Source organism: Streptomyces sp. NBC_00190, from assembly GCF_036203305.1.
Lineage (GTDB): Bacteria > Actinomycetota > Actinomycetes > Streptomycetales > Streptomycetaceae > Streptomyces.
The window spans coordinates 3,296,388-3,311,604 of record NZ_CP108131.1 but is presented as its reverse complement, the minus strand read 5'-3'; the positions used below and the strand labels follow the sequence as shown (position 1 = coordinate 3,311,604).

The window sequence follows — 15,217 nt, the reverse complement described above, 5'->3', positions numbered from 1 at the left end:
TGGCTGGTCGTTGTTTGAGAACTACACAGTGGACGCGAGCATCTGTGGCCAAGTTTTTAAGGGCGCACGGTGGATGCCTTGGCACCAGGAACCGATGAAGGACGTGAGAGGCCGCGATAGGCCCCGGGGAGCTGCCAACTGAGCTTTGATCCGGGGGTGTCCGAATGGGGAAACCCGGCAGTCGTCATGGGCTGTCACCCACTGCTGAACACATAGGCAGTGTGGAGGGAACGAGGGGAAGTGAAACATCTCAGTACCCTCAGGAAGAGAAAACAACCGTGATTCCGGGAGTAGTGGCGAGCGAAACCGGATGAGGCCAAACCGTATGCGTGTGATACCCGGCAGGGGTTGCGCATGCGGGGTTGTGGGAATGAGCTTGACCGGTCTGCCGGCCGGTCGGCGAGTCAGAAACCGTTGATGTAGTCGAAGGACATGCGAAAGGTCCGGCGTAGAGGGTAAGACCCCCGTAGACGAAACATCAGCGGCTTGCTTGCTCATCTCCCAAGTAGCACGGGGCCCGAGAAATCCCGTGTGAATCTGGCGGGACCACCCGCTAAGCCTAAATATTCCCTGGTGACCGATAGCGGATAGTACCGTGAGGGAATGGTGAAAAGTACCGCGGGAGCGGAGTGAAATAGTACCTGAAACCGTGTGCCTACAAGCCGTGGGAGCGTCGCCGTTGTTCTTCGGAACAACGGTCGTGACTGCGTGCCTTTTGAAGAATGAGCCTGCGAGTTAGCGGTGTGTAGCGAGGTTAACCCGTGTGGGGAAGCCGTAGCGAAAGCGAGTCCGAATAGGGCGATTGAGTTGCACGCTCTAGACCCGAAGCGGAGTGATCTAGCCATGGGCAGGTTGAAGCGGAGGTAAGACTTCGTGGAGGACCGAACCCACCAGGGTTGAAAACCTGGGGGATGACCTGTGGTTAGGGGTGAAAGGCCAATCAAACTCCGTGATAGCTGGTTCTCCCCGAAATGCATTTAGGTGCAGCGTCGTGTGTTTCTTGCCGGAGGTAGAGCACTGGATAGGCGATGGGCCCTACCGGGTTACTGACCTTAGCCAAACTCCGAATGCCGGTAAGTGAGAGCACGGCAGTGAGACTGTGGGGGATAAGCTCCATGGTCGAGAGGGAAACAGCCCAGAGCATCGACTAAGGCCCCTAAGCGTACGCTAAGTGGGAAAGGATGTGGAGTCGCAGAGACAACCAGGAGGTTGGCTTAGAAGCAGCCACCCTTGAAAGAGTGCGTAATAGCTCACTGGTCAAGTGATTCCGCGCCGACAATGTAGCGGGGCTCAAGCGTACCGCCGAAGTCGTGTCATTGCAGCAATAGGGCCAACGCCCGCTGTGATGGGTAGGGGAGCGTCGTGTGCCGGGTGAAGCAGCAGCGGAAGCTAGTTGTGGACGGTTCACGAGTGAGAATGCAGGCATGAGTAGCGATACACACGTGAGAAACGTGTGCGCCGATTGACTAAGGGTTCCTGGGTCAAGCTGATCTGCCCAGGGTAAGTCGGGACCTAAGGCGAGGCCGACAGGCGTAGTCGATGGACAACCGGTTGATATTCCGGTACCCGCTTTGAAACGCCCAATATCGAATCAGGCGATGCTAAGTCCGTGAAGCCGTTCCGGACCCTTCGGGGAAAGGAAAGTGGTGGAGCCGACGAACCAGACTTGTAGTAGGTAAGCGATGGGGTGACGCAGGAAGGTAGTCCAGCCCGGGCGGTGGTTGTCCCGGGGTAAGGGTGTAGGCCGAGGGGTAGGCAAATCCGTCCCTCATTAAGGCTGAGACCTGATGCCGAGCCGATTGTGGTGAAGTGGATGATCCTATGCTGTCGAGAAAAGCCTCTAGCGAGTTTCATGGCGGCCCGTACCCTAAACCGACTCAGGTGGTCAGGTAGAGAATACCGAGGCGTTCGGGTGAACTATGGTTAAGGAACTCGGCAAAATGCCCCCGTAACTTCGGGAGAAGGGGGGCCATCACTGGTGATCGGACTTGCTCCGTGAGCTGGGGGTGGCCGCAGAGACCAGCGAGAAGCGACTGTTTACTAAAAACACAGGTCCGTGCGAAGCCGTAAGGCGATGTATACGGACTGACGCCTGCCCGGTGCTGGAACGTTAAGGGGACCGGTTAGTGCACTTTCGGGTGTGCGAAGCTGAGAACTTAAGCGCCAGTAAACGGCGGTGGTAACTATAACCATCCTAAGGTAGCGAAATTCCTTGTCGGGTAAGTTCCGACCTGCACGAATGGCGTAACGACTTCTCGACTGTCTCAACCATAGGCCCGGTGAAATTGCACTACGAGTAAAGATGCTCGTTTCGCGCAGCAGGACGGAAAGACCCCGGGACCTTTACTACAGTTTGATATTGGTGTTCGGTTCGGCTTGTGTAGGATAGGTGGGAGACTTTGAAGCAGCCACGCCAGTGGTTGTGGAGTCGCCGTTGAAATACCACTCTGGTCGTGCTGGATGTCTAACCTCGGTCCGTGATCCGGATCAGGGACAGTGTCTGATGGGTAGTTTAACTGGGGCGGTTGCCTCCCAAAGGGTAACGGAGGCGCCCAAAGGTTCCCTCAGCCTGGTTGGCAATCAGGTGTTGAGTGTAAGTGCACAAGGGAGCTTGACTGTGAGACCGACGGGTCGAGCAGGGACGAAAGTCGGGACTAGTGATCCGGCGGTGGCTTGTGGAAGCGCCGTCGCTCAACGGATAAAAGGTACCCCGGGGATAACAGGCTGATCTTCCCCAAGAGTCCATATCGACGGGATGGTTTGGCACCTCGATGTCGGCTCGTCGCATCCTGGGGCTGGAGTCGGTCCCAAGGGTTGGGCTGTTCGCCCATTAAAGCGGTACGCGAGCTGGGTTTAGAACGTCGTGAGACAGTTCGGTCCCTATCCGCTGTGCGCGTAGGAATATTGAGAAGGGCTGTCCCTAGTACGAGAGGACCGGGACGGACGAACCTCTGGTGTGCCAGTTGTCCTGCCAAGGGCATGGCTGGTTGGCTACGTTCGGGAGGGATAACCGCTGAAAGCATCTAAGCGGGAAGCCTGCTTCAAGATGAGTATTCCCACCTCCTTGAGAGGGTAAGGCTCCCAGTAGACGACTGGGTTGATAGGCCAGATGTGGAAGCCCGGTAACGGGTGAAGCTGACTGGTACTAATAGGCCGAGGGCTTGTCCTCAGTTGCTCGCGTCCACTGTGTTAGTTCTGAAATAACGAACGGCTGTGAAAACACCAGCGTTCAAATTTCATAGTGTTTCGGTGGTCATAGCGTTAGGGAAACGCCCGGTTACATTCCGAACCCGGAAGCTAAGCCTTTCAGCGCCGATGGTACTGCAGGGGGGACCCTGTGGGAGAGTAGGACGCCGCCGAACAATCATTGCGGAAGCCCCGCACCAGACCTTTACGGGTCCGGTGCGGGGCTTTTCTGCGTTCACCGGCCGCGCAGCTTGGCGCGACCCTGCGCTTCACCAGTCGGCGGGATAGCTTTTGAGGCTGCTCGTGTCGAGCGTCCAGCGGCCGGCAATGACGGTGTCCCCGAAGGCGTAGGGGACCGCCTTGCGGAAGCGGATGCCGTCGGGCCCCGTGAGGGGTCGCTGTGCACGGTGACGGTTTTCTTGTCCTTGCGGGGGTCTACGACGACGTACAGCGGGACCCCCATCCTTGGGTAATCGTGCAGCTTGTCGCGGATGTCGGTGAGCGAGTTCGTGCGTGAGACGACCTCCACCACCATCAGGACATCACGGGAGTTGATGGGGTCTGGGACTCGATCTGGCGGCGCAGCCGCACCACGTTGAGCCTGTGGGGAGCCGTGGGGCTCACCATCGTGAGGGAGATGTGCATGCGGCGCATCTGCTCGGGGGTGAAGTCGGCCATGGTGTCCTCCAGGGGGTGCCCGACCGGGTATCCAGCCCCGTCGCTGTGAAGCCTAGAGACGGCCGGAGGACTTCAGGGCCAGGTACGCGTCCGCGAGGGCGGGGGCCAGGGTGTCCGGGGTGGCGTCGACCACGTGGACGCCGTGGCGGGTGAGCTGGTCGGCGGTGCGGCGGCGCTGGGACTGGGACTGGGTGCCCGCCGCGGCCTCGTAGACCTCCTCCACGCCGCCACGGGATGTCGTCATCTCCGCGACGTGGGGGTCGGCCACCGAGGCCAGGAGGACCGTGTGGCGCTGGGTGAGACGCGGCAGGAGGGGCAGGAGGCCCTCTTCTACCGGGGCCGCGTCCAGGCTCGTCAGGAGGACCACCAGGGAGCGGCGCGGGGCGCTGCGCAGGATGGTGGAGACCAGGGTGCGGGAGTCGGTCTCGACCAGCTCCGGTTCCAGCGGGGCCATCGCGTTCACGAAGGACGGAAGGACGTCCGCCGCCGGACGGCCCTGGACCTGGGCGCGGGGACGGCGGTCATGGGCCAGCAGGTCCACGCGGTCGCCGGCGCGGGTGGCCAGGGCGGCGAGGAGCAGGGCCGCGTCCATCGCCGAGTCCAGGCGCGGGGCGTCACCGACGCGGCCCGCCGAGGTGCGGCCGGTGTCCAGGCAGATCAGGATGTGCCGGTCGCGTTCGGGGCGCCAGGTGCGGACGGCCACCTTGTTCTGGCGGGCCGTGGCGCGCCAGTCGATGGAGCGGGTGTCGTCGCCGGGTACGTAGTCGCGGAGGCTGTCGAACTCGGTGCCCTCACCCCGGGTCAGGACGCTCGTACGGCCGTCCAGTTCGCGCAGGCGGGCCAGCCGGGACGGCAGGTGCTTGCGGCTCGTGAAGGGCGGCAGGACACGGACCGTCCACGGGACGACGTGGGCGCCCTGCCGGGAGAGCAGGCCCAGTGGGCCGTACGAGCGGATCGTGACCCGGCCGGCCTGGCGGTCGCCGCGCCGGGTGGGCAGGAGGCGGGTGGTCAGTCGGCGGCGTTCGCCCGCGGGGACCACGACCTCGTGGCGGGAGGCGGCCGTCTCCGTGCCCGGGACCCAGCTGCTGGGGGGCCAGGCGTCGCGGACGTGGGCCCGCAGCGTGCGGCGGCTCGGGTTGGTGACGGTGAGGTGGACGTCCGCCCGTTCGCCGAGGCGGACCGAGGTGTCGCCCGAGCGGGTCAGGCCGAGGGAGCGGACGGGCGCCGCCAGGGCGTAGTCGACCGCGCAGGCCAGCGCGAGCGGGCCGTTGACCGCGAGCATCCCCGTCCAGCTCGGTTCGAGGATGCCGACGGGGATGCTGCCGAGGGCCGCCAGCAGGGCGGCGCGTCCGGTGAGGGCCATCAGCGCGGGACGGGGACGTGGGAGAGGATCGCCGTGATGACGGCGTCGGCGGTGACTCCCTCCATCTCCGCTTCCGGGCGCAGCTGGACGCGGTGGCGGAGCGTCGGCAGGGCGAGGGCCTTGACGTCGTCCGGGGTGACGTAGTCGCGGCCGGTGAGCCAGGCCCAGGCGCGGGCGGTGCCCAGCAGGGCGGTCGCACCGCGCGGGGAGACGCCGAGGGTGAGGGACGGCGATTCGCGGGTGGCGCGGCAGATGTCGACGACGTAGCCGGCGATCTCGGGGGAGACCGAGACCTTGGAGACGGCCTCGCGGGCGGCTTCGAGCTGCGCGGGTCCGGCCACCGGGCGGATGCCCGCGGCGTGCAGGTCGCGGGGGTTGAAGCCGGCGGCGTGCCGGGTCAGGACGCCGATCTCGTCCGCGCGGGAGGGGAGGGGCACGGTGAGCTTGAGGAGGAAGCGGTCCAACTGGGCTTCCGGGAGCGGGTACGTGCCCTCGTACTCGAGGGGGTTCATGGTGGCGGCGACGAGGAAGGGCTCCGGGAGCGGGCGCGCCGTGCCGTCGACCGTGACCTGGCGTTCCTCCATCGCTTCGAGGAGGGAGGACTGGGTCTTGGGCGGGGTCCGGTTGATCTCGTCCGCGAGGAGGAGGTTGGTGAAGACCGGGCCGTTCTGGAAGGAGAACTCGGCGGTGCGCGCGTCGTAGACGAGGGAGCCGGTGACATCACTGGGCATCAGGTCCGGGGTGAACTGGACGCGCTTGGTGTCGAGTTCGAGGGACGCGGCGAGGGCCCGTACGAGGAGGGTCTTGGCGACGCCGGGGACGCCTTCGAGGAGCACGTGGCCGCGGCACAGGAGCGCGACGACGAGGCCGGTGACGGCGGAGTCCTGACCGACCACGGCCTTGCCGATCTCGGTGCGGAGCGCTTCGAGGGAAGCGCGGGCGCTGTCCGCGGTCGCAGCCGTGGACTCGGTGGCCGGGTACGTCATGACGTACGGACCTCTCTTTCGAGGGCGTTGAGGTGGTCGGCGAGCGCGACGAGTGCCGCGTCGTCGGAGGGGGTGGGGCCGAAGAGCAGGGCGGAAACGTCCCTGGTCTGCGGCTCGCCGGTGAGTCGGGCGGAGACGGCGGGCGTCAGCGCGGACGGGTCGTGGGCCTGGGTGTGCGGTACGCCGAGCAGTGCGGCCAGGCGTTCGCGGGTGGCGGCGCGCAGCACGGTGGCGGCGCGGTCGCGGGCCCCGGCCTTTCGGTAGAGGCGGGCGCGGCCCTCGGTGGCCTCGGAGGCGCGGATGACGACCGGCAGCTTCTCGGTGACGAGGGGGCCGAGGCGGCGGGCGCGCCAGAGGGCGGCGAGGACGGCGGCCACGAAGAGCTGGAGCAGGGCCCAGGACCAGCCGGCCGGGATGAGGTCGAAGAGGGACTTGTCCTCGCCGGAGCGGGTCGCGGCGTCGGGGTCGGAGTCCGCGAGGGACGGCATGTACCAGACGAGGTCCGGGCGGGAGCCGAGGAGTTGGAGGGCGAGGGAGGCGTTGCCCTCCTCGGCGAGGCTCTCGTTGAGCAGGATCGTCCCGGCGCCGAGGAGGACGGTGTCGCCGCCGGGGGTGCCGGTGGGGAGGACGAGGAGGGTGGGGTGGCCGTCGCTGGGGTAGCAGGCGGTGGCCCGGGGGAGGGTGGTGGTGTAGCGGAGGCCGCCGCCGGTGCCCGCGCGGCCTGCGGAGGCGGCGGCGGGCAGGGTGCAGGCCGGGGCGAGGGTGTCCGACGCGGCGTCGCCCTTCGTGTGCACGCCGGGGGCGAGGTCGGTGAGGCTGTGGCCGCCCGGGGAGAGGAGGACGGTTCGGCCCCCGGAGAGGTCCATGGCCGAGCGCAGGACGCCGCGCTGGGTGGTGCCGAGGAGATCGGGGTCGGTGACCAGGAGGGTGGTGCGGGGGCCGGCCGCGTCGGCGGCCTCGCGGGCGGTGGTCACGACGCGGGTGGTGACACCGCGGTCCCCCAGGAGCTCGGCGACGGCCCGGCTGCCGTAGGGGTCGGCGGAGCGGGGGTCGAGCGTGCCGTGGCGGGTGCCGGAGTCGAGGGCGGCGAGGGCGAGTCCGCCGACGGCGAGCACGGCGAGGAAGGCCAGGACGCGCCGCGTCCGCCGTATCCGCTGCGCCCGGCCGGCGCGGGGGGCCGCGGTTGCGGCAGGGGCGACGCTTCCGCCGGCACCGGTGCTGGGCGTGGTCGGGCCGGGGATGGGGCCGGTCATGCGGTGGGTCCCGTCAGGAGCGGCTTGGCGCGGTCCAGGGTGAGGTCGAGGGCGCGCATGCGGGCGTACGCGTCGGCGTCGGCGGTGCGGCCGCCGTAGGTGACGTCGTCGAAGGTACGGGCGGCCGCGCGGAGGTCCCCGGCGTGGTCCGGGAGGCAGACGGCGGCTTCGGCCGCGGCCTCGTCGGCGGTGCGGCCCGGCCGGGGGTCGAGCAGGGTCCGCTCCTCCAGGGAGCGGACGACGGCGCGCATGCGCTCCTGGACGGCTTCGGTCCAGCGGCCCGCGGCGGCGTGGGCCTCGGCGGCCGTGCGGTGGTCGGCGGCGCTGCGGATGCCCTCGTCGAAGAGGACGCCCGCGCCGGAGGCGGCCCGGCTGGGGGAGCCGAGCCGCCACCACAGGGCGCCGACGGCCAGGACGACCAGGAGGACGATCACGACGACGCCGAGCCCGCCGCCGGGGGTCGCCCCGGAGGCGGCGCCGAACAGGTCGTCGAGCCACGCGAAGAACTTGCGCAGGGCGCGGTCCAGCAGCCCCGGGTCGTTCTGGTGGTAGATGGGCTTGGACAGTTCGCGCTCGGCCGCCTCCTGGGCGGGCTCGCGCGGTGTCGTCACCGGTGGTGTCGCCGTGCCCGGCAGGAGCGCCGTGGCGCGGGTGATGAGGCCCCCCGTACTCATCATCGGTGTGTCAGCCTCCGGTCGTGCCGTAGTTCTCGACGCCTGCGGCCCGGGCGAGCTCCAGGTCGAGCCCCTCGCGGCGGATGCGCTGGTCCACGTAGAGGAGGACGGTGACGCCCGACTGCATGGGCATCACGATGGTCTGCGCGATGATCGCGCCGATGCCGGAGAGGATGAGCGCTCCCCAGGCGGTGGAGGCCGTGCCGGCCTGCAGGCCGCCCATGCCGCCGCCGAAGAGGGCGACGCCGAGGAACGTCAGCGGCCAGACGATGATCGCCGCGATGATGCCGGTGATGATGCTGGTGAGGAGCGTGATGCCGAAGATGCGCCACCACGCGCCCTTGACGAGCTTGGAGGAGCGGCCGAGGGACTTGAAGACGGTGCCCTTCTCCAGCATCAGGGCGGGCGAGGCCAGGCTGTACTTGGTCCACAGCCAGATGGCCAGCGGGAGCGCGGCGAAGCCGCCGAGGACGGCCAGTCCCACACTCCGGGCGAGGATGCCGGGCACGATCAGCACGACGACGAGGAGGGCGAAGCCGAATCCCATCAGCAGCGTCAGTCCGAACAGGCGCAGCAGCTGCGGACGGGCCTCGCGCCAGGCGGCGGAGACCGTGGAGGTGTTGCCGAGGACCGCCCGGCTGAAGATCATCGTGAGCATCGCGGTGGCCACGATGCCCCCGAGGGCCTGGATGAAAACGGCTCCGAACGAGACCGCCGAGGCGGTGCCCAGGGTGTTGATCGTCTGCTCGATGTCCGCCGCGGGGTCCGCGGCGAGGGCCAGGTCGGACATCACGTACTTCTGCAGGAGCACGCTCATCACCTGCACCACCGTGGCCACGACCAGCGTGATCGGCAGCACCGAGCGCCAGTGGGCACGCATGGTGGCGACCGCGCCGTCGAGGATCTCGCCCATGTCCAGCGGGCGCAGCGGGATCACGCCGGGCTTGGCGGCCGGGGGCTTGCCCCACTGGCCGGGGCCGCCCGGGTAGCCGTACTGGCCGCCGTACTGGCCGCCGTACGGGCTTCCGTACTGGCCTGCGTGCTGCTGGCCGCCGTACGGTCCCCAGCCCTGGCCCTGCTGCGGCGGTGCCTGCGGAGGCGGTGTCGGGCCGGCGGCCGGGCTGGACCAGTCTCCCGGCGGCGGCTGCTCGGCGGACCACTTGGAGTCGCCGGAAGCCTGCTGATCGGAGGGTGCCCCTGGTCGCTCGCCGTCGGACGGAGAGGATCCGGGCGAAGCCCAGCCCGGAGAGTCGTTCATCGTCGCTCCTTCACGTGCACCTGCTGCGGCGGGGGCGCTGGTCGCTGCCATCGTGCCACGTGAGCTCCACGAACGGACCAGCCGTCCCCCCGGATCCTCGACAGCCCGTACCTTCAATTGTCACCCGGATCCGGGGCAGACTGGTTGACCTGATCTCCACGCAGGTCCGAGGGGCGATTTCCAGCCCTTTTGGCTGTGGGACAGCTCACCGCCAGGTAACGATTAGCTAATGGGATGATGTCAAGCATGAAGGGACGAGTCCTTGTCGTCGACGACGACACCGCGCTGGCCGAGATGCTCGGCATTGTGCTGCGTGGAGAAGGTTTTGAGCCGTCGTTCGTAGCGGACGGTGACAAGGCGCTGGCTGCCTTCCGGGAGGCGAAGCCCGATCTGGTACTGCTCGACCTCATGCTGCCCGGACGGGACGGCATAGAGGTGTGCAGGCTGATCAGGGCCGAGTCGGGCGTGCCGATCGTGATGCTCACGGCGAAGAGCGACACGGTCGACGTCGTCGTAGGCCTGGAGTCCGGCGCCGACGACTACATCGTCAAGCCGTTCAAGCCGAAGGAGCTGGTGGCCCGCATCCGGGCCCGCCTGCGCCGGTCGGAGGAGCCCGCTCCCGAGCAGCTGACCATCGGTGACCTCGTCATCGACGTGGCCGGGCACTCGGTCAAGCGGGACGGCGCCTCCATCGCCCTGACCCCGCTCGAGTTCGACCTGCTGGTCGCGCTCGCGCGCAAGCCCTGGCAGGTCTTCACCCGTGAGGTGCTGCTGGAGCAGGTCTGGGGCTACCGGCACGCGGCGGACACCCGGCTGGTCAACGTGCACGTGCAGCGCCTGCGCTCCAAGGTCGAGAAGGACCCGGAGCGCCCCGAGATCGTCGTGACGGTGCGCGGTGTCGGCTACAAGGCCGGACCCAGCTGACGTGCAGTCCGGCAGGGACCGGGCCGGTTCCCGCTGGGGAGCGCTGAGGGGCGGCCGGCTGCTCCAGGACGGAGCGCCCGGCGGCCCTGTGCTGCGGCTGTTCGTGCGTCTTCTGCGCCGGCCGCTGCTTCCGGCTGTCCGGCTGTGGCGTCGCAACATCCAGCTCCGGGTCGTCGCCGCCACGCTGCTGATCTCGCTCGCCGTGGTCCTCGCCCTGGGCTTCGTCGTCATAGCCCAGGTCAGCAAGGGCCTCCTCGACGTCAAGGAGGAGGCGGCGCAGAGCCAGGCCGCGGGCGGGTTCGCGGTCGCACAGGAGAAGGCCAACGCCCCCGCGAGCGTGGACGGGCCCGACGCCGCCGACAACAAGGTCGGGCTCGATGCCAGTACGTGGATGAACTCGCTGGTCAAGCAGCTCGCCAGTGGCGGCCAGTCCGCCTTCGAGGTGGTCGCGCTCGGCGCGGGCACCGGCGAGCAGGTCATGCCCGGCACGCAGGGGGTCAAGGGCGCCCGCGCCTCGGGCAACGTGGATCCGGCCGCCAGCGTGCCGATCGCGCTGCGCCGGGCCGTCAACCACTCCGCCGGTACCTTCAAGACCTTCTCCGAGATCCGGTACACCGCCGGGGCCGGGGAGAAGACGCCCGAGGCCGCGCTGGTCGTGGGCAAGCGGCTCACCGACATCAACGGGGACCCGTACGACCTGTACTACCTCTTCCCGCTCACGCAGGAGGAGGAGTCCCTCAACCTGATCAAGGTCACCATCGTGACCGCGGGCCTGTTCGTCGTCGTCCTGCTCTGCGGCATCGCCTGGCTCGTCGTGCGCCAGGTCGTGACCCCCGTACGGATGGCCGCCGGGATCGCCGAGCGGCTTTCGGCGGGCCGTCTCCAGGAGCGGATGAAGGTCACCGGCGAGGACGACATCGCCCGCCTGGGTGAGGCCTTCAACAAGATGGCGCAGAACCTGCAGCTCAAGATCCAGCAGCTGGAGGAGCTGTCGCGGATGCAGCGCCGGTTCGTCTCGGACGTCTCGCACGAGCTGCGCACCCCGCTGACGACCGTACGGATGGCCGCGGACGTCATCCACGACGCCCGGGTCGACTTCGACCCGGTCACCGCGCGCTCCGCCGAACTGCTCGCCGGGCAGCTCGACCGGTTCGAGTCGCTCCTCGCCGACCTGCTGGAGATCAGCCGGTTCGACGCGGGCGCGGCGGCGCTGGAGGCCGAGCCGATCGACCTGCGCGACGTCGTACGCCGGGTCATCGACGGTGCCGAGCCGCTCGCCGAGCACAAGGGGACCCGGATCCGGGTCCTCGGCGACACCCAGCCGGTCATCGCCGAGGCGGATGCCCGGCGGGTGGAGCGGGTGCTGCGCAATCTGGTCGTCAACGCCGTGGAGCACGGCGAGGGACGTGATGTGGTGGTCCGGCTGGCGTCCGCGGGCGGGGCCGTCGCGGTCGCCGTTCGGGACTACGGCGTCGGGCTCAAGCCCGGCGAGGCCACCCGCGTCTTCAACCGCTTCTGGCGGGCCGACCCGGCGCGGGCCCGTACGACGGGCGGCACCGGCCTCGGTCTGTCCATCGCCGTCGAGGACGCCCGGCTGCACGGCGGCTGGCTCCAGGCGTGGGGCGAGCCGGGCGGCGGCTCACAGTTCCGCCTGACCCTGCCGCGCACGGCCGACGAGCCGCTGCGGGGCTCGCCCATCCCGCTGGAACCCGAGGACTCCCGGGCCAACCGGGCCAGGGCCGCCGCCGACGCCGCGGGCAGTCCGGCGGACCGGCAGCCGGCGGACGGCGGCGACCGGTCGCCGATACCGCCGCGGTCGCCGGTCGCCGGCGCGCTGCCCGTACCCGCCGACCCGACGGCCCTGCCGGGCAACGGAGCCAGGGTCGTGGCCCGGCCGGCCGAGCAGGCACCACAGGAGGATCGAACCGATGCCGATGCCGACGCCGATGGCGATGCCCGTGGACGCTGAGGCCAGGGCCGCACGCGCCCGGACACGGGGCAGGCGGTGGCGCACCGTGCGGGCGTACGCCCTCGGTGTCGCCGGGCTGCTGCTGGCGGGGTGCGCCTCGATGCCCGACCACGGTGAGATCCGCTCGGTGCAGGGCTCGCAGGGCGTCGACTCCCAGGTCCGGGTGTTCGGCGTACCGCCCGCCGACAAGGCCAGTGCGGCCGAGATCGTCGACGGCTTCCTGGAGGCGATGACCAGCGACGACCCGCAGCTGGAGACGGCTCGCAAGTACCTCACGCAGGAGCAGGCCAAGAGCTGGAAGCCCGGCTCCGCCGTCACCGTGCTCAGGGGCGGCCTCGACCGGTCCCCGGTCCGCGGCGAGAAGGACCCCGACGGGCCGCGTTGGAAGGTGACCGGCAAGAAGCTGGCGACCGTGGACGAGCGCAGCGCGTACCAGCCGGAGACCGGCGGCGGGGCGTTCGAGGAGTTCCTCCAGCTGGTCCAGGAGGACAAGCAGTGGCGGATCGCGACTCCGCCGCGCAGCCTCGTGCTGAGCGAGTCCGACTTCCAGCGGATCTACATGCCGGTCAACAAGTACTACTTCGCGGGCGACAGCCTGGTCGCCGACCCCGTGTACGTGCGCCAGCGCAGCGACCCCGACTCGCGGATGGACCCCACCACGCAGACGGTGCAGTCGCTGCTGGCCGGGCCGTCCAGGTGGCTCAGCCCGGTCGTCGAGTCCAGTTTCCCGAGCGGCACGGAACTGCGGCCGGGCACCAAGTCCCTGTCGTACGACGGCCAGAACACGCTGCGCGTGCCGCTCAACGACAAGGCCGACAACGTCGCGCAGCCGCAGTGCCGGAAGATGGCCACCCAACTCCTCTACACGGTCAAGGATCTGACGGGTTCCCGGCTCGAACAGGTCGAACTGCTGCGCTCCGACGGCAAGTCGTCCTCGCTGTGTTCGGTGACCGAGGTGAGCGCCGCGGCGATCGCCAACCGGCCGAAGATCCCCGAGTACCAGTACTTCGTCGACGACGCGGACCGGCTGGTCCGGCTGAAGCTCGACATTTCGAGCGAGGTCCAGCAGAACAAGCCCGAGCCGGTGCCGGGGCCGCTGGCCACCCCGCCGGGGTTCAAGGTCCTCTCGGCCGCCGTGTCGTACGACGAGCGGCGCGCGGCCGTGGTCTCGCAGGACGGGCACGGGCTGTACGTCGTGTCGATGTCCGGGTCCGGTCCCATGCCGCAGCCGGTGTACCCGGGCAAGCCGAACAAGCCGAACACGCTGACCGCGCCCAGCTGGGACGCGGCGGGCGACCTGTGGTTCGCCGACCAGGATCCGCAGCACCTGGGGCTGTGGCGGGTGCCCGGCGGTACCGGGGTTCCGGAGAAGGTCCAGGTGGCCGGGTTGGACGGCGGACGGATCACCTCGCTGAAGGCGTCCTCGGACGGGGTGCGGATCGCGCTGCTCGTGCAGCGGGACGGCGCCCGCAAGAACCTGTACGTCGGGCGGATCGAGCGGCCCGACGGCAAGGGTGACGTCTCGGCGGTGTCGGTGCGCGAGCTGCGCCCGGCGGCTCCGCAGATGGCGGACGTGACGGCGATGAGCTGGGCGCCGAGGGGCCGGCTGCTGGTCGTGGGCCGGGAGAGCGGTGGGATCGTGCAGGCCCGCTACATGCTCGCGGACGGCTCGCTGGTCGCGGCGGGTCTGCCGGGGGCCACGGGGCTGATCGAGGTCGCGGTGGCCGCCACGGAGGACGAGTCGAAGCCGAAGCCGGTGGTGGCCTTCTCCGAGGACGACGGGATCGTGTGGCTGCCGCCGGGGGCGCAGTGGCGCACGGTGATGGCGGGCGGCCGGGCTCCGGTGTATCCGGGCTGACCTGCTTCCGCGCCCGTTGTCCACAGGGGTGGCGGGCGCCCGTGGGCGGTCGGCAGAGTGGACGCATGCGGGGGTTGTGGCAGGAGCTGGCCGGGCTGGTCCTGCCGGTCGACTGCGCGGGCTGCGGAGCGTCCCGGGTACTGCTGTGCGTCGGCTGCCGGGAGGCGCTGAGCGGAGCCGTCGCGGCGCGGGCGAGGCCGTTTCCGCGGCCTGAGGGGCTGCCGGTGGTCCATGCGGCCGCCGTGTACGAGGGGCCCGTACGGGCTGTCCTGCTGGCGCACAAGGAGCGCGGGGCGCTGCCCCTGGCCGGGGCGCTCGGCGCCGCCCTGGCGGCGGCGGTGCGGGCGGGTGGGGCGGGGGAGGTGGCTCTGGTGCCGGTCCCGTCGGCGCGGCGGCAGGTCCGGGCGCGCGGGCACGACCCGGCGCGCAGGATCGCCTTCGCCGCGGCGGGCCGGCTGCGGCGGGCCGGTGTGCCCGCGCGCGTGGCGCCCGTACTGCGGCTGCGGCGGGCGGTGGCGGACCAGGCGGGGCTGGGGGCCCGGCAGCGCCGGGAGAACCTCTCCGGGGCCCTGGAGGTGTGCCGGGGCGGGGCGCGGCTGACCGGCGGGGCGGCGGTCGTGCTCGTGGACGACCTGATCACCACCGGGGCGACGCTGGCGGAGGCGGCCAGGGCGGTGCGTGCCGCGGATCCGCAGGGCGTGGCGGGCCTGCGGGCGGCGGTGGTGGCCGCAACTCAGACAGACCAAAAATCCCGTGAATAGATTTGGAACTGCCGGGGAAGGCCCATCGTTGCAGGTAGTAAGAGGGAACGGCCACCTGAACGGAAGTACGTTCCGGTAGCGGGTGCCGACAACCGTCATAGAGGGATATGTTCGGTTGTGAGGACTGGCGAGCCTTAAGGCCCCACGCATCGCTGTCTCTCGACTCCGAAGTCGGTGGGGTGTAGATCTTGCCGATGGGGGAGGAGGAGGTGAAAGTCGCCAAGTCCGAGGCTCCGGCCTTCACCGGAGTCTGGTGCGAAAGGGAGACGCTTCGCCCTGTCGGGCGGAGCTATCCGGGAACGGAGTT

At 69.4% G+C, this 15,217-nt stretch carries 11 protein-coding genes and 2 rRNA genes; 6 read left to right on the top strand and 7 right to left on the bottom strand.

The features are described 5' to 3' along the window. Positions 1-46 precede the first annotated feature (46 nt). Both OG429_RS15985 and rrf read left to right on the top strand, forming a co-directional pair. Positions 47-3,169: ribosomal RNA gene (locus OG429_RS15985) — 23S ribosomal RNA — on the top strand. Positions 3,170-3,245: 76 nt separating this feature from the next. Continuing rightward, positions 3,246-3,362 (top strand): 5S ribosomal RNA (gene rrf, locus OG429_RS15980). A gap of 59 nt (positions 3,363-3,421) precedes the next feature. Here the strand turns inward: rrf and OG429_RS41450 are convergent. From OG429_RS41450 to OG429_RS15950, 7 genes are read right to left on the bottom strand one after another with little or no spacing between them, the layout of a single operon-like run. Then, positions 3,422-3,721, bottom strand: a complete 300-nt coding sequence (locus tag OG429_RS41450; protein ID WP_443051261.1) for a Uma2 family endonuclease — start codon at positions 3,719-3,721, stop codon at positions 3,422-3,424. Then, complete coding sequence (locus OG429_RS15975; protein ID WP_328925997.1) at positions 3,721-3,864, bottom strand: hypothetical protein; 144 nt, start codon at positions 3,862-3,864, stop codon at positions 3,721-3,723. Before OG429_RS15975 ends, OG429_RS41450 begins: the two co-directional genes overlap by 1 nt. Before the next feature lie 52 nt (positions 3,865-3,916). After that, entirely contained in the window at positions 3,917-5,227 is a 1,311-nt protein-coding gene (locus OG429_RS15970; RefSeq protein WP_328925996.1) for a DUF58 domain-containing protein, read from the bottom strand. After that, complete coding sequence (locus OG429_RS15965) at positions 5,227-6,213, bottom strand: AAA family ATPase (RefSeq protein ID WP_328925995.1); 987 nt, start codon at positions 6,211-6,213, stop codon at positions 5,227-5,229. The genes OG429_RS15970 and OG429_RS15965 overlap by 1 nt, the downstream gene beginning before the upstream one ends. After that, the gene (locus tag OG429_RS15960; protein WP_328925994.1) at positions 6,210-7,466 is read right to left on the bottom strand and encodes a DUF4350 domain-containing protein; all 1,257 of its coding nucleotides are present in this window, start codon (positions 7,464-7,466) and stop codon (positions 6,210-6,212) included. The genes OG429_RS15965 and OG429_RS15960 overlap by 4 nt, the downstream gene beginning before the upstream one ends. Beyond that, the gene (locus tag OG429_RS15955) at positions 7,463-8,143 is read right to left on the bottom strand and encodes a DUF4129 domain-containing protein (RefSeq protein ID WP_405959172.1); all 681 of its coding nucleotides are present in this window, start codon (positions 8,141-8,143) and stop codon (positions 7,463-7,465) included. The genes OG429_RS15960 and OG429_RS15955 overlap by 4 nt, the downstream gene beginning before the upstream one ends. A 7-nt stretch (positions 8,144-8,150) precedes the next feature. Further along, positions 8,151-9,398, bottom strand: coding sequence for a hypothetical protein (locus tag OG429_RS15950; RefSeq protein WP_328925992.1), 1,248 nt, complete (start codon positions 9,396-9,398; stop codon positions 8,151-8,153). A gap of 234 nt (positions 9,399-9,632) precedes the next feature. On the opposite strand from OG429_RS15950, the gene mtrA reads away from it, so the two are divergent. From mtrA to OG429_RS15930, 4 genes are all read left to right on the top strand, one after another. After that, positions 9,633-10,322, top strand: coding sequence for a two-component system response regulator MtrA (gene mtrA / locus OG429_RS15945; protein WP_200904315.1), 690 nt, complete (start codon positions 9,633-9,635; stop codon positions 10,320-10,322). Between the two features lies 1 nt (position 10,323). After that, complete coding sequence (gene mtrB, locus OG429_RS15940; protein ID WP_328925991.1) at positions 10,324-12,291, top strand: MtrAB system histidine kinase MtrB; 1,968 nt, start codon at positions 10,324-10,326, stop codon at positions 12,289-12,291. Beyond that, a complete protein-coding gene (locus tag OG429_RS15935; RefSeq protein WP_328925990.1) occupies positions 12,251-14,149 on the top strand; it encodes an LpqB family beta-propeller domain-containing protein in 1,899 nt (632 codons plus the stop codon). The genes mtrB and OG429_RS15935 overlap by 41 nt, the downstream gene beginning before the upstream one ends. A 65-nt stretch (positions 14,150-14,214) precedes the next feature. Continuing rightward, positions 14,215-14,910 (top strand): ComF family protein, encoded by a 696-nt coding sequence (locus tag OG429_RS15930; protein WP_328925989.1) that lies wholly within the window; start codon positions 14,215-14,217, stop codon positions 14,908-14,910. The last annotated feature ends 307 nt before the right edge of the window (positions 14,911-15,217 follow it).